Source organism: Actinopolymorpha cephalotaxi, assembly GCF_013408535.1.
Taxonomy (GTDB): domain Bacteria; phylum Actinomycetota; class Actinomycetes; order Propionibacteriales; family Actinopolymorphaceae; genus Actinopolymorpha; species Actinopolymorpha cephalotaxi.
Window position 1 is genome coordinate 5673446 of sequence record NZ_JACBZA010000001.1, and the last position, 17348, is coordinate 5690793.

Genomic DNA, 17348 nt, shown 5'->3' on the forward strand with positions numbered 1-17348 from the left:
GTCCGTCCCGCACCCTCCATGGTGCATCGAATCCCTCTACGAGGACAGGGGCTTGTGTCAGGACAAGCACCACTTTGGTCACGCCGTGTTATGCATCCCCCACGCGACGTAGTGGTCCCAGTCCACCCCTCTCCTCACGTGACTCACCGTAACCCGTATCCGGTAGTTCCGCCCAGTTTTCCCAGAATTTCCGGACCTGTTCCGGTGTTTCACGATGCGCGCTCTTTTTCGCGCATCTCCCACCACTGCTTCCGTAGGCGGTGGTAGATCGTTCTCGCCTCCTCGTCGTCACCCTTCGCCACCGCCTGGAGGGCGGCGGCAACGTCACTGGCGGAGCGGTCCGCGGTCATCCGCTCCGAGCCCATCAGCCGCACGAGACCGCCGTAGTCCAGCTCCACCCAGCTGTGCGGATGGAACGACTCGATCCAGCGGCCGAGCGTGCGAAGCGGCTCCATCTCCCAATCCGGGCGAGCCCGGGTCAGCAGCCGGTGGGCCCGGCTGAGCCGGCGGCGCGCCTCCACCATGGGTGCGCGGTAGCGAAGCTCCACAGGATCCATCCCGATACTGCGGTCCTCATCACCAAAGATGACGAACCAGGCCAGCGGAACGTGCCAGCGCGCGGTCAGGATGTGGGGCTCGGCGTCCGGTGGACATTCGTTCTCACCGAGCGCGTCGAAGTCGACACGATCCAGTCCGCCCGCGGGCAGCAGGACCCGCAGCACGTGCTCAGGCAACGACATCATGAGATCACCAAGTGCCTGGCGGACCCGAAGGGCGGATTCGTCCGGACACAGCAGGAGGTTGCCCTCCACCTCCATGGCATAAGCGCGACGCGCCCGCGACACGGCACCAGGTGGCAGCATTGGTAACAACGCGGCGAGCGACTCCCGTTGCTCGGTCACGGCCAAAGATGACGTTTCCGGACGTTCGGGCACCCGCACCTGGGCTTCCCACGATGTCCGCTCGCCGGCCGGGAAGGCGGGCAGCGGCTCATAAACCCGCAGGTAGCAGCAGTACGGCGTGACGACCGAAGTCCGCATGCTCCCATCGTGCACCTCTCCGTTGGTTCGCGGCACCTGTCCAGTGAGATCCTGAGCAGTCGTTATCGCTCTAAGGTGGAGCCGGACGCCCGCCCCACCCCCTGCGGGCACGCTCAGCGAGGAGTCACCAACGTGACGGAGTTTTTCGGCCGACATCCCGGCCACGAGCAACTGGTCTTCTGCGCCGACGAGACGAGCGGGCTGCAGGCGATCATCGCGATCTCCTCCACGGCTCTCGGGCCGGCCCTCGGCGGCACCAGGTTCCACCCGTACCCCAGCGAGGACGCGGCCGTGGCCGACGCCCTCAACCTGTCCACCGCGATGGCCTACAAGGCCGCCCTGGCCGGACTCGCCCTCGGCGGCGGGAAGGCCGTGATCATCGGAGACCCCGACCGGGACAAGACCGAGCCCCTCCTGCGGGCGTACGGCCGGTTCGTGGAGTCCCTCGGCGGCCGGTACATCACCGCCTGCGACGTGGGCACCTATTCGCCCGACATGGACGTGATCGCCCGGGAGTCCCGCCACGTCACCGGCCGCACCGTCGAGCAGGGCGGCGCCGGCGACTCCTCCGTCCTCACCGCGTTCGGCGTCTTCCAGGCCATGCGCGCCTGCGCCGAACACCGATGGGGTACGCCGACCCTGCGCGGCCGCCGCGTGGGCGTCTCCGGCGTCGGCAAGGTCGGCCGGCACCTGGTCGACCACGTGCTCGCCGACGGAGGCGAGGCCGTGATCACCGACGTCAGCGAGGCGGCCGTGCAGCGGGTACGCCAAAAGCATCCCGAGGTCGACGTGGTGACCGACACGATGGCGCTGGTCGAGGCCGACCTGGACGTCTACTCACCCTGTGCGCTGGGCGGCGCGCTGGACGACACCACCGTGCCCCGGCTGCGGGCCGGCGTCGTCTGCGGCGGCGCCAACAACCAGCTCGCCCACCCCGGCATCGAGAAGCTGCTGCAGGACCGCGGCATCCTGTACGCGCCCGACTACCTCGTCAACGCGGGCGGCCTGATCCAGGTGGCCGACGAGCTGCACGGGTTCGACTTCGAGCGGGCCAGGGCCCGTGCCGCGCGGATCCTGGACACCACCCGCGAGGTCCTGCAGGCGGCCGACGCCGAAGGCGTACCCCCCGTGGTCGCCGCCGACCGGCTGGCCGAACGCCGGATGGCCGACGCGGGCCGCGGCCGGCCGTTGTGGCTGAACGCACCGAGCGGCTGACCGGCGCTGAGCGGCCGCCGGGGCGCTCACCTGCGCACGCCTGACACGACCGCGGGCCCGGCACCTGGCCGGACCCGCGGTCGTGGTGTTTCTGTCGTTCTGTGTTCCCGGCGTCAGGACCGGCCGGCCACCCAGCGGGCGGCGTTGCGGATGATGTGGCGTACGTCGTCCCGGTAGTACGTGGGGTTCTCCTCGTGGCCCGGCCGGAAGTAGAACACCCGCCCGTTGCCGACCGTGTACGCACACCCGGACCGGAACTCGTGCCCGCCGGGGAACGTCGAGTGGAACACCACCGTGTCCGGCTTGCCGCAGCCGAACTCCTCGTCGTACATCTCCTCTTCCTCGATGGCGAAGTCGCTCACGCCGGCGGCGATCGGGTGCTCCGGAGCCAGCACCTTGATCGACTCCGGGCCCGCGTCGTGCTTCACGCCGCCGATCCGGCCGTCGTCACCGATCAGCCGGGTGAACGGCTTGGCCATGTGCGAGGAGTGCAGCGCGAGGAAGCCCATCCCGCGTTCCTTGACGTGCCGTTCGATCCGGTCGACGGTCTCGTCGCTGACGTTGCGGTGCAGCATGTGCCCCCACCACGCGAGTACGTCGGTCTGCGCGAGCACCTCCTCGGGCACGCCCTGGCCGGGGTCGACGAGCTCGGCCGTGCTCACCTGGAACCCCTGGTCCTTGTCCTGGCGCAGGCCGTCGGCGACCGCGCCGTTGATGTCGTGCGGGTACCACTCCCTGGGCGCGGTGTGCTCGGACCAGACGAGGACGCGGATCTTTCCCTGCTCGCTCACGTTTCCTCCTACGAGAGGTGGCCGGCGATCGAAGGTCGCCGGCCGGCGGAACCGCGAGGACGTAACGCCGAGACGCCGATGTGTCGGGTACGGGCCTCACGGGGATCTGGTGGTGCGAAGTGTCGCTGGGGGTTCGGACGGCTTGGGTTCGGAAGGCTGGAGGTTCTGACGGCTGGAGGTTCGGAAGGCTAGGGCAGCGGGCCGACGGCGCACAGGCCGCGTTCCTCGTCGGGGCTCACCGAGCCGGCGAACGCCTCGGAGTCCATGGTCGGCGTGTAGCCGAGGTCGGCCGTGGCGTTGCCGGTGTCCCACTCGTGGCGGGTGTTGGCGGAGATCCCGTGGTAGACGCCGAACGGCACCTTCGCCGCGTCGGCCTCGACCGCGCCGACCACCAGTGCCCGCAGGTCCTCCGGCCCGATCCAGGACGGCAGCCCGCCGACCGAGCCCGGCCGGGGCTGGACGCCACCGAACCGCAGGCACACCACCGACAGCTCGGTGCGATAGGCGTACGTACGCCCGATCGCCTCCGTGAACGCCTTGCTCGTGCCGTACAGGCAGCACGGCGACGGCGGCCAGGCCGGATCGATCGGCACCTCTCCCCGCCGGACGTAGGCGCCCATCGCGTGCACCGAACTGGCCAGCACCACCCGGCGCACCCCGGCCGCCAGCGCCGCCTCCAGGACGGACGCCACCACGTCGAAGTTCGGGCCGCGCAGGTCCGCCCAGGACGCCTGCGGGCTGGGGTCGGCGGCCAGGTGCACGACGGTGTCCATGCCGGCGACCACCTCGGCCACGAAGTCCGGATCGGCCAGGTCGCCGGGCCGGACCTCCACCGAGCCGGCGGAGCCGGCGGAGTCGGCCGGGATGGGGTCGGCCGGGATGGAGTTGGCCCGGTCCGCCCGGTCGGTCAGCCGGAGCGAGTAGCCGGCGAGGCCGGGTAGCAGGAGCCGGGACACGTTGCCTGCCGCTCCGGTGAGCAGCACCCTGCGCTGGGTCATCCGCTGGTCGTCCGTCCCGTCCGGTGTCAAGGGGGTCATCGGCTTCGCCGGCCGTACGGCCACGCTGATCGCCGGTCCACGTCTATCGCACCATGCCGGGAGGGTCCGGTGCGATTCCGGCGGCCGGACGGGTGTGCCCGATCCCGGACTCCGTCCCCCGTAGGTCTCCGTGGCAGCCCCGCGAAGGCTCCACGACAGCCCCCGCGAAGACGCTGTGACGGCTCGACCACGGCTCCGCACGGGTGCCCGGCGGTGCCGAAACCGGACAGCCGTGCTCGGGGTCCGCCACGATTCGTCCGGACGTCCGTCTCACGCCGCCGGGCCGGCGACCGAGCCGGCCGTTCCGACCGTTGTTCGCGCTCACGGAGCCGCTGACGAGCCGCTGACGAGCCGCTCAGAACCGTTTCAGGGCCTGTTCCGGCCCTGCTCGGGGCCGGAACGCGGGCGGTACCGGGGCAACACGGGGGCGGCGTCCTGCCGGCCGTGGCCGGGCACGACGTACGGATTCTCCTGGTTCGGGCAGCCGCCCGCCGGGCCGTCGCCGGGCGTCGCGGGATGATCCGGACCCACCCCAGGTGCACGATCCGGGCACATGCCGGTACCGTTGACCCACGAGCAGATGAGACCGTGAGCCCGAGGGCACACGTCTATGACGTGTTGCCCCGGTTTATGTTGTGCGAGGGGGTCGACCCATGGGGCGCGGCCGTGCGAAGGCCAAGCAGACGAAGGTCGCCCGGGAGCTGAAGTACCGCACCCACGACACCGACCTCGAAGCGCTACAGCGAGAGCTGTCGAGTCGTGAGGAAGCGAACGGCAACGTTCGTGGCGGGCAGGACGACCCCGACGAGCCTGACGAAGACGGGGCCGACGAGGACTATCGCATCGCACGTCGCCGCTGACCACGGCCGACCTCATCGCGGTCAGCTTCTTCCGTGGCTGCCCGTGAGATGCGCTGAACCCTCGCCTGCGAGCACATTCCCGGCGATCCACGCGTGGATGCCGCGGTTGGCAAGTACGCCGACCGCGGCATCGGCGTCGTTCGCGTTCACCAGGGCGACCATGCCCACACCCATGTTGAGCGTCCGCTCGAGTTCGGGCTGCTCGACCTGGCCCCACTCACCGACCAGGGTGCAGATCCGCGGCGGTGTCCACGTCGACCGGTCGATCTCGACATCCACGTCCGCCGGCAGCACCCGGGCGACGTTCGCCGCCAGCCCGCCGCCGGTTATGTGCGACATCGCGTGCACGTCGACCTCGCGGTTGAGCGCCAGGCAGTCCTTGGCGTAGACGCGGGTCGGCTCCAGCAGTTCCTCCCCGAGCGTGCGGCCGAGGTCGTCCACGTGCTCGGTCAGATCGCGGCCGGTCGCGGCGAGTACGTGCCGGACCAGCGAGTAGCCGTTGGAGTGCAGTCCGGACGAGGCCATCGCCACCACCACGTCGCCGGCGCGCACCCGGTCCGGGCCGAGCAGTTCGTCGGCCTCCACCACTCCGGTGGTCGCGCCGGCCACGTCGTACTCTCCCGGCGACAGCAGCCCGGGGTGCTCGGCGGTCTCCCCGCCCACCAGGGCACAGCCGGCGTGCACGCAGGCCTCGGCGATGCCCTTGACGATGGCCGCGATGCGTTCGGGTACGACCTTGCCGCAGGCGATGTAGTCGGTCAGGAACAGCGGCTCGGCGCCGCACACCACCAGGTCGTCGACCAGCATCCCCACCAGGTCGAAGCCGATCGTGTCGTGCTTGTCCAAAGCCTGGGCGATCGCGACCTTCGTACCCACTCCGTCGGTGGAGGTCGCCAGCAGCGGGCGCCGGTAGCCGCGCAGGGCCGAGGCGTCGAACAGCCCGGCGAAGCCGCCGACCCCGCCGACGACCTCCGGCCGCCGGGTCTTCTCCACCCAGGTGCGCATCAGGCTGACGGCCCGGTCACCGGCCTCGATGTCGACACCGGCCGCGGCGTAGGAAGCCCCCGGCGTCTGCCCGCTGGTGGGTTCGGCGGACTGGGTCACTGTCCGGTGTCCTTTCCTCGGATGCGGCTCACGGACGAAACGTGGAAGTGGGGGTACGGCCGGCGGGTCAGTTACCCGCGGCCGGGCCCACGACCTCGAGCTGGAACTTGCCGTGCCGGCTGGCGGCCTCGTGGATCGGCACCGGGTAGTTGCCGTCGAAGCAGGCCCGGCACAACCGGTCGGCGGGCACGCTGCTCGCCTCGGTCAGCGACTCCAGCGAGATGAAGCCGATGGAGTCCGCGCCGATCGAGGCGCAGATCTCGTCCACGGTCTGCTCGGCCGCGATCAGCTCCTTGGGGGAGGCGAAGTCGATGCCGTAGAAGCAGGGCCACTTCACCGGGGGGCTGGCGATCCGGACGTGCACCTCGGCAGCACCCGCGTCACGGAGCATCTTGACCAGCGCCCGCTGGGTGTTGCCGCGCACGATCGAGTCGTCCACCATCACCAGGCGCCTGCCCTCGATCACCTCGCGCAGCGGGTTGTACTTGAGCCGGATGCCGAGTTGGCGCAGCGTCTGGCTGGGCTGGATGAAGGTGCGGCCGACGTAGCTGTTCTTGACCAGGCCGTGGCCGTACGGGATGCCGGACTCCTCGGCGTACCCGATGGCGCCCGGCGTCGCCGACTCCGGCACCGGGATCACCAGGTCGGCCTCGACGGGGAAGTCCCGCGCCAGCCGGCGCCCGACCTCGACCCGGGTCTCGTGCACCGAACGCCCGGAGATCCTGGTGTCGGGGCGGGAGAGGTAGACGAACTCGAACAGGCAGCCCTTGGGCTCCGCGGCGGCGAACCGGCGGCTGCGTACGCCGTCGCCGTCCAGGGCGACCACCTCGCCCGGCTCCACCTCGCGGACGAACTCGGCCCCCACGATGTCCAGCGCGGCGTTCTCGCTCGCGACCACCCAGCCGGCGCCCAGCCTGCCGATCACCAGCGGGCGGATGCCCTGCGGGTCGCGGGCGGCGTACAGCGTGTCCTCGTCCATGAACACCAGCGAGAAGGCGCCCCGCAGCTCCGCACACACCGCCTGGGCCGCGTCCAGCAGCGGCCGGTCGGGATAGGTGGCCAGCAGCCGGGTGATCAGGCCGGTGTCGTTGGTCGAGCCCCGGTCACCCGGCGACTCGGCGAGGTCGGCCTCGGCCGCCCGTTTCGCGGCGAGTTCGACCAGGTCGGCCGAGTTGGTGAGGTTTCCGTTGTGGGCCAGGGCCAGCCCGCCCGCACTCGTCGATCGGAACGTCGGCTGGGCGTTGGCCCACACGCTCGCCCCGGTCGTGGAGTAGCGGCAGTGGCCGACCGCGAGGTGCCCGACCAGCGACTCGAGGATCGCCTCGTCGAACACCTGGGAGACCAGGCCCATGTCCTTGTAGACGAGCACCTGGCGCCCGTTGCTGACCGCGATGCCCGCTGATTCCTGGCCGCGGTGCTGCAGGGCGTAGAGCCCGAAATAGGTAAGCTTCGCGACCTCCTCCCCGGGCGCCCAGACTCCGAAGACGCCACAGGCATCTTTGGGGGTCTTGTCGTCGGGATGAAGGTCGAATGAGAGCAGTCCGTCGCCGCCCGGCACGGTCCGAGTCTAACCACGCGTCCCGGGCGGCCCGCGCGGGGCGTACGTCCGGCCGCCATAACCTGGGCGGATGCCAGAGCGCCGAGATGTCGAGTCCGTCCCGTCCGACGCCGAGCCCGTACGGCCGGAGACCGGAGCGGAGCTGCTGCGGCGGGTCGCCCTGGAGCAGTCCACCGGCCGGATTCCCGCCCTCACCGCCGGGGTGATGCGGGACGGGGTGCTCGCCTGGAGCGGCGGCCGCGGCCGGGTCGGCGGTGCCCGCCCGGACGCCGGCACGCAGTCGCGGATCGGGTCGATCAGCAAGACGTTCACCGCGGTGCTGGTGGCCAGGCTGCGCGACGAGGGCCGGCTGGACTTCGCCGACCCGCTCGACCGGCACGTGCCGGGTACGCCGTTCGGCGACCGCACGCTGGCGCAACTGCTCGCGCACGTGTCCGGCCTGCAGGCGGAGACGAACGGGCCCTGGTGGGAGCGCACGCCGGGAGCGGAGTGGCCCGGCCTCGTGGAGACGCTGAACGCCGGGACGGCCAGGAACCGGGCCGGCCGCCGCTTCCACTACTCCAACCTGGGCTTCGGCGTGCTCGGCGAGGTGGTGGCCCGGCATCGTGGCTGCTCGTGGTGGGAGGCGCTGCGGACCGAGGTGCTGGAGCCGCTGGAGCTTCGGCGTACGACGTACGCACCGCTGCAGCCGCACGCCTCCGGGTTCGCCGTGCACCCGTGGGCCGACGTCGTACTCCCCGAACCCGACGAGGACGCGGGCGCGATGGCACCGGCCGGGCAGCTGTGGTCGACGGTCGCGGACCTGGCCCGGTGGGCGGCGTTCGTGGCCGGGGACACCGGCGGCGTGCTCAGCCCGGACACGCTCGCGGAGATGCGCGAGCCGCACGCGGTGGAGCAGGCACCCACCTGGACGGCGGGATACGGGCTGGGCTGGCAGGTGCTGCGGGTGGGTGAGCGCACCCTGGTCGGCCACGGCGGCTCGATGCCGGGCTTTCTCGCCGGGTTGTACGTCGACGTCGAGCAGAATCTCGGCGGTGTCTGCCTGGGCAACACGACCTCGGGGCTGCGGCCGCTCGGCCTGGTGTCGGACCTGATCGACGTGGTGGAGGCGCGCGAGCCCCGGCTGACACCGGAGTGGACGCCGGTGCCGGACCTGCCCGAGGGGACGCTGGAACTGGTGGGGCCGTGGTACTGGGGCCCGATGGCTTCGGCACTGCGCGCCGGGCGGGACGGGATGCTCGACCTACGTCCCCTCGGCGAGGGCGGCCGCGCGTCGCGGTTCCGGCCGAACGCCGACGGCACCTGGACCGGGCTGGACGGCTACTACGCCGGGGAGACGCTGCGGGTGGGCCGTGGCCCCGACGGCCGGGTGACCCACCTGGACATCGCGACGTTCGTGTACAGCCGGCAGCCGTACGACCTCGACGCACCGATCCCCGGCGGCGTGCACCCGGCCGGGTGGACCGGGTCCACCAGCACCGACGGCGGCACGCACGGCGAGTGAACCCGCATCAGGACAGACCCTGGTTGCGACGGGGCGCCATCTGGTGCTCCCTGGTCATGGTGGTCCGGGCGCGCCGGCACATGGCGGCGAGCGCCGCCGCCTGCCGGTCGCCCGGATCGGGCTCCCCGAACTCCCCGCGGGCCGCGCCGTCGCCCCGCGCCGGCTCGGAGAAGGCGCTGATCGCCCGCATCAGGATGGCCCACTGCGGGTGTGGGACCACACCCTCGAGTTCGGTCATTCCGTCAGCGTGACTTTCGGTGGTCACATAGCGTGCGAGGATTGCCGTGCCGGCGAGCGCCAGCGCCTGCAGGCCGGCCTGGCCGAGGGCTACCGCGTCGATCTCGTCGAGTCCGCCCGGCGCCACGCGAGAGGCATTCGAAAGCATGTTCGAACGCTAGCAGGTAGCCGCCCGACTCGCCAGCGTCACCGGGAGGTCATTCAGATGACGATGACACAAGGTTCCGCACGGACCCTGATCCCCGCGGCCGCCAGGGAGTTCGGCGCCCGCGTGCACGGCGTACCCCCCGACGGCTGGACCGCGCCCACCCCCTGCACCGAATGGTCGGTTCGCGACCTGGTCAACCACCTCGTCGGCGAACACCTGTGGGCACCGCACCTGCTGCGCGGCGAGACCGTCGAGCAGGTGGGCGACCGTTACGACGGGGACGTGCTGGGCGAGAACCCGGTCGCCGCCTGGGACACCGCCGTCACCGCCTCGCTGGCCGCGTGGGAGGCGGCAAAGGACGACGACACCGTTCACCTGTCGTTCGGCGACACCTCGGTGGAGGAGTACGCCGAGCAGATGCTGACCGACCTCGTGGTGCACGCCTGGGACCTGGCCCGGGGCGCCGGCCTGGACGACCGGCTGGACCCCCGCTCGGTGCGGCACGTCTGGGAGTACGCCTCGGTGCGGGTGCCCCAGTGGGAGGGCAGCAGTATGCTCGCGCCGCCGGTCCGTACCGCCTCCGACGACATTCAGGACCAACTGATCGCCCTGGTCGGGCGGCGGCCCTGACCGGTGGGCCCGGCCGGCGACCCCGACCGCGGCCCGACAGCGCACCACCCGGCCCCGGCCACCACACCGGGACGACACCGGGACGACACACCAGCAGCGGAGACAAGCAATGCGCGCGCTCGTGAAGGCCAAGGCCGAGCCCGGACTGTGGCTGGAGGAGGTCCCCGAACCCGAGCCGGGTCCCGGTGAGGCGCTCGTGCAGATACTCCAGACCGGGATCTGCGGCACCGACCTGCACATCATGAACTGGGACGATTGGGCCCGAACCCACGTGCCCGTCCCGCTGGTGGTCGGCCACGAGTTCGTCGGCCGGGTGATCGAGGTCGGCGCCGGCGTGGACCGGGTGGCGGTCGGTGACCTGGTGAGCGGCGAGGGTCACCTGGTGTGCGGTCGCTGCCGCAACTGCATGGCCGGCCGCCGGCACCTGTGCGCGCACACCCAGGGGGTGGGGATCAGCCGGGCCGGCGCGTTCGCCGACCGGCTCACCCTGCCGGCCGGCAACCTGTGGAAACACCCGGGCGACATCGACCTCGACGTGGCCACGATCTTCGATCCGTTCGGCAACGCCGTGCACACCGCGCTGGCGTTCCCGGTGGTCAACGAGGACGTCCTGATCACCGGCGCCGGCCCGATCGGGCTGATGGCGGCCGCCGTCGTCCGGCACGCCGGCGCCCGCAAAGTGGTGATCACCGACGTCAACCCGTACCGCCTCGAACTCGCCCGCAAGGTGGGCGTCACCGCGGCCGTCGACATCTCCCGCACCACCCTCCCGCAGGTCCAGGCCGACCTCGGCATGAAGGAGGGCTTCGACGTCGGGCTGGAGATGTCCGGGCACCCGAGCGCGCTGCCGGCGATGGTCGACTCGATGTCGCACGGCGGCCGGATCGCGGTTCTCGGCCTGGCGTCCGGGCCGATCAGCATCGACTGGAGCCGGGTCGTACTCTCCATGCTGACCATCCAGGGCATCTACGGCCGGCAGATGTACGAGACGTGGTACGCGATGTCGGTGCTGGTCGAGGAGGGCCTGGACATCTCGCCGGTGGTGACCCACCGGTTCCCGGTCACCGAGTACGACCAGGCCTTCGCCACCCTGCGCGAGGGCAACTGCGGCAAGGTGATCCTCGACTGGAGACAGGACCCATCGGCGGGGAGCTGACCCCGGAAGGACGGACTTGGCTGACATGGCCGACACGATGCGCGACCACCTGCTGGCCCAGCTCGACGAGATCCGGGCGGCCGGGCTCGCCAAGGACGAGCGCCCGCTCACCACACCGCAGAACGCCAACGTCGGCGTCGCCGGCGGGCAGCGCGTGCTCAACCTGTGCGCCAACAACTACCTCGGCCTGGCCGACCACCCCGACCTCATCGCCGCGGCGAAGGCCGGGCTGGACGAGTGGGGCTTCGGGATGGCGTCGGTGCGGTTCATCTGCGGCACCCAGGAGCTGCACAAGCGGCTGGAGGCCAGGATCTCGGCGTTCCTCGGCACCGACGACACGATCCTCTACAGCTCCTGCTTCGACGCCAACGCCGGGCTGTTCGAGACCCTGTTGGGCCCCGAGGACGCGATCATCTCCGACGCGCTCAACCACGCGTCCATCATCGACGGCGTACGCCTGTGCAAGGCGCGCCGGTTCCGCTACCGCAACCGCGACATGGCCGACCTCGAGGCGCAGCTGAAGGACGCCTCGGACGCGCGCTTCAAGATGATCGCGACCGACGGCGTCTTCTCCATGGACGGCTACCTCGCCCCGCTGCGCGAGATCTGCGACCTCGCCGACACCTACGGCGCGCTGGTGATGGTGGACGACTCCCACGCGGTCGGCTTCGTCGGCGAGCACGGCCGGGGTACGCCCGAACTGCACGGCGTGGCCGACCGGGTGGACATCCTCACCGGCACGCTGGGCAAGGCGCTCGGCGGGGCCAGCGGCGGCTACACCAGCGCCCGGGGCGAGATCGTCGAGCTGTTGCGGCAGCGGTCCCGGCCGTACCTCTTCTCCAACTCCCTGGCCCCGGCGATCGCGGCCGCCTCGATCGCGGTGTTCGACCTGCTGGACTCCTCCGACGAGCTGCGGCAGCGGCTGCGGGACAACACCGCGTTCTTCCGGCAGCGGCTGGAGGACGAGGGCTTCGACGTGCTACCGGGCGAGCACCCGATCATTCCGGTGATGTTCGGGGACGCGGTGCTCGCGGGCCGGATGGCCGCGGCGCTGCTGGACCTCGGCGTGTACGTCACGGCGTTCTCCTACCCCGTCGTGCCGCACGGGACGGCCCGGATCCGTACACAGGTCTCTGCCGCGCACACCCGTGAGGACCTCGAGCACGCCGCTTCGGCGTTCGCCCAGGCCCGGGACAAGGTCGGCCAGGTCGGCTAGGTCGGCGATCGGATTCTTCCGCGGAAGAATCCTGGCCGCCACGGGCTCGTGCTCTGGGGGTGGCCACCGCCAGAGCACCGGATTCTTCCGCGGAAGAATCCGCCGATCCACCCGCCCGACGTAGGCGGGCGAATCGCTCGGCACGCGGATCTGTCAACAGCGACCGGGGATGCTCACGGAGTCGAATGGGTGTCCGAACCGCGACGCCAGCTCGGGCTCGGGCTCGGGCTCGGGCTCGGGCTCGTACCGAAGCGTGGAGACCGACGGTGGCTGTGACCACCGCGAGCCTTCACGCTTCGCGCGGACCCGCCGGCCCGCACCGGAAGCGTGAAGACCGACGGGGGCTCTGGCCACCCGCACCTTTCACGCTTCACCGGAACACCAACCACGTCGCAGGGGCACGCGGATTCTTCCGCGGAAGAATCCGCTCCGGCCCAGCCCCGGGCCGGGGAGCGGCACGCGATCGCGAGAGCCCGGGATTCTTCCGCGGAAGAATCCCGGCGGAGGAATCCGGCTCGAACCGACCCGAACCCCGCCCCAAGTCCTGAACGCCTAGTCGGCGTTCATCACCATGCCGGCGCCGACGGTGACGTTGGTGGCCTCGTCGACGAGGACGAAGCCGCCCGTCTGCCGGTTGCGGGCGTAGTCGTCGACGAACAGCGGCTGGGCCACCCGCAGGTCGACCCGCCCGATCTCGTTCAGGCCGAGCTGGCCGGCGCTCTCGTCGCGGTGAAGGCTGTTGACGTCGAGCCGGTAGTGCAGCTTCTTGACGATCGCCCGCGCGGTGCGGGTGGTGTGCTTGACGTAGATCCGCTGCCCGGGTTTCAGCGGCGCGTCGGTCATCCAGCTGACCATGGCGCTGAGGTTCTGCGCGACCGTGGGCTTGTTGTGCGGACGGCAGATCAGGTCGCCGCGGGAGACGTCGAGATCGTCCTCGAGCAGCACCGTCACCGACATCGGCGAGAACGCCTCCTCGACCGGGCCGTCGGCGGTGTCGATGCGCTTGATCCGCGAGGTCATCCCGGACGGGAGCACCATCACCTCGTCGCCCGGCTTGAGCACCCCGCCGACGACCTGACCGGCGTACCCGCGGTAGTCGTGGTAGTCGTCGGAGTGCGGGCGGATGACGTACTGCACCGGAAGCCTGGGGTCCTGGAGGTTGCGGTCGCTGGCGACGTGGATGTTCTCCAGGTGGTGCAGCAGCGACGGGCCGTCGTACCACGGCATGTTGGTCGACCGCTCGACGACGTTGTCACCGGCGAGCGCGGAGATCGGGATCACCTGCAGGTCGGGGGTCGTCAGCTTGGTGGCGAAGCCCAGGAACTCCTGCCGGATGCGTTCGTACACCTCCTGGTCGTAGTCGACCAGGTCCATCTTGTTGACGCAGACGACCAGGTGCGGCACCCGCAGCAGCGAGACCAGGAACGCATGCCGGCGGGTCTGCTCGACCAGACCGTGGCGCGCGTCGACCAGCACCAGGGCGAGGTCGGCGTTGGAGGCGCCGGTCACCATGTTGCGGGTGTACTGGATGTGCCCGGGGGTGTCGGCGATGATGAACTTGCGGTTGGGGGTGGCGAAGTAGCGGTACGCCACGTCGATGGTGATGCCCTGCTCGCGCTCGGCGCGCAGGCCGTCGGTCAGCAGCGCGAGGTTGGTGTATTCGAACCCCCGGTCGCGGCTGGTGCGTTCGACGGACTCCAACTGGTCCTCGAAGATCGCCTTGGAGTCGTAGAGCAGGCGCCCGATCAGGGTGCTCTTGCCGTCGTCGACGCTGCCCGCCGTGGCGAAGCGCAGGAGATCCACTAGAAATAACCTTCCCGCTTGCGGTCTTCCATCGAGGCCTCGCTCACCCGGTCGTCGGCGCGGGTCGCGCCGCGCTCGGTGATCCGGCTGGTGGCCACCTCGGTGATGATCTCCTCCACGGTCGCGGCGGTGGACTCCACCGCGCCGGTGCAGGAGATGTCGCCGACCGTGCGGTACCGCACCGTCGCCTCGTGCAACTCCTCGCCCTCCCGCCGGGCCAGGTGTACCGACTCCGAGAGCAGCATCCCGTCGCGCTCGAACACCTTGCGCCGGTGCGCGAAGTAGATGGACGGGATCTCTACGTGGTCGTCGGAGATGTACTGCCAGATGTCGAGCTCGGTCCAGTTGGACAGCGGGAACGCACGGATCGACTCACCGGGGTGGATCCGGCCGTTGTAGAGGTTCCAGAGCTCGGGGCGCTGGTTCTTGGGGTCCCACTGGCCGAACTCGTCACGGAAGGAGAAGACGCGTTCCTTCGCCCGGGCCTTCTCCTCGTCGCGGCGCGCTCCGCCCATGAGCGCGTCGAAGTTGTGCTTCTCGACCGTCTCCAGCAGGACCTGGGTCTGCAGCGGGTTGCGGCTCTGGCCGGGGCGCTCGGTCATCCGGCCCTCGTCGATGGCCTCCTGGACCGAGCCGACCACCAGGCGTACACCGAGTTCGGCGACCAGCCGGTCGCGGAACTCGATCACCTCGGTGAAGTTGTGCCCGGTGTCGACGTGCAGCAGCGCGAACGGGACGCGGGCCGGCCAGAACGCCTTCTGGGCCAGCCGCAACATCACGCAGGAGTCCTTGCCGCCGGAGAACAGCAGCGCCGGCCGCTCGAACTCGGCGGCCACCTCACGAATGATGTGAATGGATTCGGACTCGAGGGCCTGCAGGTGGGACAAGCGGTAGTCGAGGGGCATAACACCACCAGGTGGTCGTCGAGGTGGGTCCTCCGGCGGACCACCGCGGGCAGCAAATTCGGAATCGGTCGGGAATCGGTCGGGAACGTTGGGCGAACGCAGCGATGCTACCTGCACCCCTGCGAGAACCCACTCGCATCACCGGATCCTGGACATCGAGGGGCTCCTGGACACCCGAGCGGCAGGCCGGCCCGACGGTAACTGACGGGGAGTACGCATGAGCTCGGGAGGGACGCGAGATGACGCTGTTCATCGTCGGGGCGGGCGGCTTCGGCCGGGAGACCTACGACGCGGTACTCGCCGCCGGTGACAGTACCGAGCCGGTGATGTTCTGTGACCACGCGCTCGCGGGTGAGAAGACCCGCGGCCTGCCGGTCGTCCACCCGGACGAGGTCGACGACGACTTCGTGGTGGCGATCTCCGACCCCGACGCGCGGGCCCGGCTGTCGGCCGGACTCGAGGGCCGCGGGCTGACCCCCCGTACGATCGTGCACCCCCGAGCGGTGATCGGCCCGGAGACGGTCCTCGGCGCCGGCAGCGTCGTCCTCGCCATGGCGTACGTCTCGTCCTCGTGCGTCCTCGGCCGGCACGTACAGATCAGCTACAACACCACTCTCGGCCACGACTGCCGGCTGTCCGACGTCACCACGGTCCTGCCCGGCGCCAACGTAGCCGGTTCGGTGCATCTCGCCACCGGCGCGACGGTGGGCTCGAACGCGTTCGTGCGGCAGGGCCTGACCGTCGGCGCGGGCGCCTTCGTCGGCGCGGGAGCGGTGGTCACCAGGGACGTGGCCGCACGGACCGTCGTGGTCGGCGTTCCGGCCCGGCCGCACGCGCGCTGAGCCGCCGGCCGAAGATCAGCCGGCACGCAGCAGCCGGCGGGCCTTCGCGTCCAGGACGAGTTCGTCGGTCAGCGCCTCGCCGCGTTCCTCGTCCAGGTCCGACATCAACGCGCGGGAGTCGACGACGACGCCCTCACGGGTGAACACGATCTTCACGGTCGCCAGGACGATCCGCAGGTCCAACCACAGCGAGCACCGCTCGACGTACTCCACGTCCAGGCTGAGCCGGGCGCTCCAGCTGACGGTGTTGCGGCCGGCGATCTGGGCCAGCCCGGTGATGCCGGGACGGACGTCGAATCTGCGGCGTTCGTGCGCGGTGTACCAGAGGTCGTACTTCCGCAGCAGCGGTCGCGGGCCGACGATGCTCATGTCGCCACGCAGGACGTTGACCAGCTGCGGGATCTCGTCCAGGCTCAGCGCGCGCAGCAGCCGGCCCAGCCGGGTGAGCCGCCGGTGGTCGGGGAGCAGGTCGCCGAAACGGTCGCGGCGGTCGGTCATCGTGCGGAACTTCAGGACCGAGAACGACCTGCCGTGCATACCGGTGCGCTGCTGGCGGAAGAGCACCGGCGAGCCGAGCCGCCAGCGGACCACCACCCAGATGGCGAGGACCAGCGGCGAGAGGACACCCAGCCCCGCGAGGGCCGCCCCGATGTCGAAGGCCCGCTTGATCCCTCGTGCCACCTGGTTTCTCACAGCACTCCCATCGGCGACAAACCACCGCGCCTTTTCCGGTGACCGCCGCACGACAGGCGTCCGCCGCCTTTTTCGGTAGCGAAGGAAACGGACGAGGAAGCGATACGAACGGATACCGGTCGGTACGGACAGGACAATGTTTCGGACATTTGTCCGGGCCGTTCGCGAGACCACCGCGCTGACTCGCCGATGCGAAGATCTGTGGGCGTTCTCACGTCGCAGGAGATACCCGGAGACGTGACCGTCGATGCCCAGAAGAGATCTCCGAATGCTGTCCACGACAAACCTGTTGTGTGCGACAAACGCGGCGATAACGGCTCGGCCCGGGTGCTCGGCCGCGAGCTCGGCCATGCGCGCGAAGATCGTTTACCTGCTTGGGCTTTCGCCGTCGGAGATCGACCGCCACGGAATTCGAAGATCAGTTCCTGAATAGCCGTCGACGCCTGCCGGACGGCGAGATCGTCACGACATTCCTCTTTGCTCCCGCCTTGCGCTTCCGCATGCCGGGACGAGCATTTGAAAGCTCTCATCAAAATCGCGCACAATGCAGCACGGCCACGGGGGCCGAAAGCCGTCACGAACGAGCACGGCCTCCGACATGTCCGCACA

The 17348-nt window shown here is 70.4% G+C and carries 16 protein-coding genes; 7 read left to right on the plus strand and 9 right to left on the minus strand.

Features of this window, described 5'->3' with window-relative positions; all coding sequences use genetic code 11:
- Positions 1-209: 209 nt before the first annotated feature.
- Positions 210-1040, minus strand: coding sequence for a hypothetical protein (locus FHR37_RS25265; RefSeq protein ID WP_092885809.1), 831 nt, complete (start codon positions 1038-1040; stop codon positions 210-212).
- Between the two features lie 132 nt (positions 1041-1172).
- On the opposite strand from FHR37_RS25265, the gene FHR37_RS25270 reads away from it, so the two are divergent.
- On the plus strand, positions 1173-2255 hold the full coding sequence (locus FHR37_RS25270; RefSeq protein ID WP_092885811.1) for a Glu/Leu/Phe/Val dehydrogenase family protein: 1083 nt from the start codon (positions 1173-1175) through the stop codon (positions 2253-2255).
- A 113-nt stretch (positions 2256-2368) separates the two neighbouring features.
- Here the strand turns inward: FHR37_RS25270 and FHR37_RS25275 are convergent, their stop codons facing one another.
- Positions 2369-3046 carry a ThuA domain-containing protein gene (locus FHR37_RS25275; protein ID WP_092885813.1) on the minus strand — a complete coding sequence of 226 codons (678 nt, stop codon included), beginning with the start codon at positions 3044-3046 and terminating at the stop codon, positions 2369-2371.
- 188 nt (positions 3047-3234) lie between these two features.
- Positions 3235-4083: an NAD-dependent epimerase/dehydratase family protein gene (locus FHR37_RS25280; RefSeq protein WP_139239078.1), complete on the minus strand. Its 849-nt coding sequence runs from the start codon at positions 4081-4083 to the stop codon at positions 3235-3237.
- Between the two features lie 653 nt (positions 4084-4736).
- Here FHR37_RS25280 and FHR37_RS25285 point away from each other — a divergent pair.
- Positions 4737-4943, plus strand: a complete 207-nt coding sequence (locus FHR37_RS25285; RefSeq protein ID WP_092651680.1) for a DUF3073 domain-containing protein — start codon at positions 4737-4739, stop codon at positions 4941-4943.
- 21 nt (positions 4944-4964) lie between these two features.
- Here the strand turns inward: FHR37_RS25285 and purM are convergent, their stop codons facing one another.
- Positions 4965-6047 (minus strand): phosphoribosylformylglycinamidine cyclo-ligase, encoded by a 1083-nt coding sequence (gene purM, locus FHR37_RS25290; RefSeq protein WP_092885817.1) that lies wholly within the window; start codon positions 6045-6047, stop codon positions 4965-4967.
- Between the two features lie 67 nt (positions 6048-6114).
- Positions 6115-7605: an amidophosphoribosyltransferase gene (gene purF, locus FHR37_RS25295; protein WP_092885819.1), complete on the minus strand. Its 1491-nt coding sequence runs from the start codon at positions 7603-7605 to the stop codon at positions 6115-6117.
- Positions 7606-7675: 70 nt separating this feature from the next.
- Here purF and FHR37_RS25300 point away from each other — a divergent pair, with 70 nt between their 5' ends.
- The gene (locus FHR37_RS25300; RefSeq protein ID WP_092885821.1) at positions 7676-9109 is read left to right on the plus strand and encodes a serine hydrolase domain-containing protein; all 1434 of its coding nucleotides are present in this window, start codon (positions 7676-7678) and stop codon (positions 9107-9109) included.
- Positions 9110-9116: 7 nt separating this feature from the next.
- On the opposite strand, the gene FHR37_RS25305 is transcribed toward FHR37_RS25300, so the two are convergent.
- Positions 9117-9494 (minus strand): hypothetical protein, encoded by a 378-nt coding sequence (locus FHR37_RS25305; protein WP_139239079.1) that lies wholly within the window; start codon positions 9492-9494, stop codon positions 9117-9119.
- A 57-nt stretch (positions 9495-9551) separates the two neighbouring features.
- Between FHR37_RS25305 and FHR37_RS25310 the strand changes: the two genes are divergently transcribed.
- From FHR37_RS25310 to FHR37_RS25320, 3 genes are all read left to right on the plus strand, one after another.
- Positions 9552-10124, plus strand: coding sequence for a TIGR03086 family metal-binding protein (locus tag FHR37_RS25310; RefSeq protein ID WP_092885825.1), 573 nt, complete (start codon positions 9552-9554; stop codon positions 10122-10124).
- A gap of 109 nt (positions 10125-10233) precedes the next feature.
- Positions 10234-11280, plus strand: coding sequence for an L-threonine 3-dehydrogenase (tdh, locus tag FHR37_RS25315; RefSeq protein ID WP_092885827.1), 1047 nt, complete (start codon positions 10234-10236; stop codon positions 11278-11280).
- A gap of 37 nt (positions 11281-11317) precedes the next feature.
- The gene (locus FHR37_RS25320) at positions 11318-12496 is read left to right on the plus strand and encodes a glycine C-acetyltransferase (protein ID WP_202818248.1); all 1179 of its coding nucleotides are present in this window, start codon (positions 11318-11320) and stop codon (positions 12494-12496) included.
- A gap of 552 nt (positions 12497-13048) precedes the next feature.
- Here the strand turns inward: FHR37_RS25320 and cysN are convergent.
- Together cysN and cysD are read right to left on the minus strand one after the other, a co-directional pair.
- The gene (gene cysN, locus FHR37_RS25325) at positions 13049-14299 is read right to left on the minus strand and encodes a sulfate adenylyltransferase subunit CysN (protein ID WP_092885831.1); all 1251 of its coding nucleotides are present in this window, start codon (positions 14297-14299) and stop codon (positions 13049-13051) included.
- Complete coding sequence (gene cysD / locus FHR37_RS25330) at positions 14299-15204, minus strand: sulfate adenylyltransferase subunit CysD (RefSeq protein ID WP_092885833.1); 906 nt, start codon at positions 15202-15204, stop codon at positions 14299-14301. The genes cysN and cysD overlap by 1 nt, the downstream gene beginning before the upstream one ends.
- A gap of 239 nt (positions 15205-15443) precedes the next feature.
- Between cysD and FHR37_RS25335 the strand changes: the two genes are divergently transcribed.
- Positions 15444-16046 (plus strand): NeuD/PglB/VioB family sugar acetyltransferase, encoded by a 603-nt coding sequence (locus FHR37_RS25335; RefSeq protein WP_092885835.1) that lies wholly within the window; start codon positions 15444-15446, stop codon positions 16044-16046.
- Between the two features lie 15 nt (positions 16047-16061).
- Here FHR37_RS25335 and FHR37_RS32730 read toward each other — a convergent pair whose 3' ends face one another.
- Positions 16062-16739 carry a sugar transferase gene (locus FHR37_RS32730; protein WP_092885837.1) on the minus strand — a complete coding sequence of 226 codons (678 nt, stop codon included), beginning with the start codon at positions 16737-16739 and terminating at the stop codon, positions 16062-16064.
- Positions 16740-17348 lie beyond the last annotated feature (609 nt).

Excerpts from the sequence above, each read along its gene's own strand:
- FHR37_RS25265 (WP_092885809.1), bottom strand. The coding sequence starts at position 1,040 with ATGCGGACTTCGGTCGTCACGCCGTACTGCTGCTACCTGCGGGTTTAT.
- FHR37_RS25280 (WP_139239078.1), bottom strand. The coding sequence starts at position 4,083 with ATGACCCCCTTGACACCGGACGGGACGGACGACCAGCGGATGACCCAG.
- FHR37_RS25285 (WP_092651680.1), top strand. The coding sequence starts at position 4,737 with ATGGGGCGCGGCCGTGCGAAGGCCAAGCAGACGAAGGTCGCCCGGGAG.
- FHR37_RS25300 (WP_092885821.1), top strand. The coding sequence starts at position 7,676 with ATGCCAGAGCGCCGAGATGTCGAGTCCGTCCCGTCCGACGCCGAGCCC.
- FHR37_RS25305 (WP_139239079.1), bottom strand. The coding sequence starts at position 9,494 with ATGCTTTCGAATGCCTCTCGCGTGGCGCCGGGCGGACTCGACGAGATC.
- FHR37_RS25310 (WP_092885825.1), top strand. The coding sequence starts at position 9,552 with ATGACGATGACACAAGGTTCCGCACGGACCCTGATCCCCGCGGCCGCC.
- tdh (WP_092885827.1), top strand. The coding sequence starts at position 10,234 with ATGCGCGCGCTCGTGAAGGCCAAGGCCGAGCCCGGACTGTGGCTGGAG.
- FHR37_RS25320 (WP_202818248.1), top strand. The coding sequence starts at position 11,318 with ATGCGCGACCACCTGCTGGCCCAGCTCGACGAGATCCGGGCGGCCGGG.
- cysD (WP_092885833.1), bottom strand. The coding sequence starts at position 15,204 with ATGCCCCTCGACTACCGCTTGTCCCACCTGCAGGCCCTCGAGTCCGAA.
- FHR37_RS25335 (WP_092885835.1), top strand. The coding sequence starts at position 15,444 with ATGACGCTGTTCATCGTCGGGGCGGGCGGCTTCGGCCGGGAGACCTAC.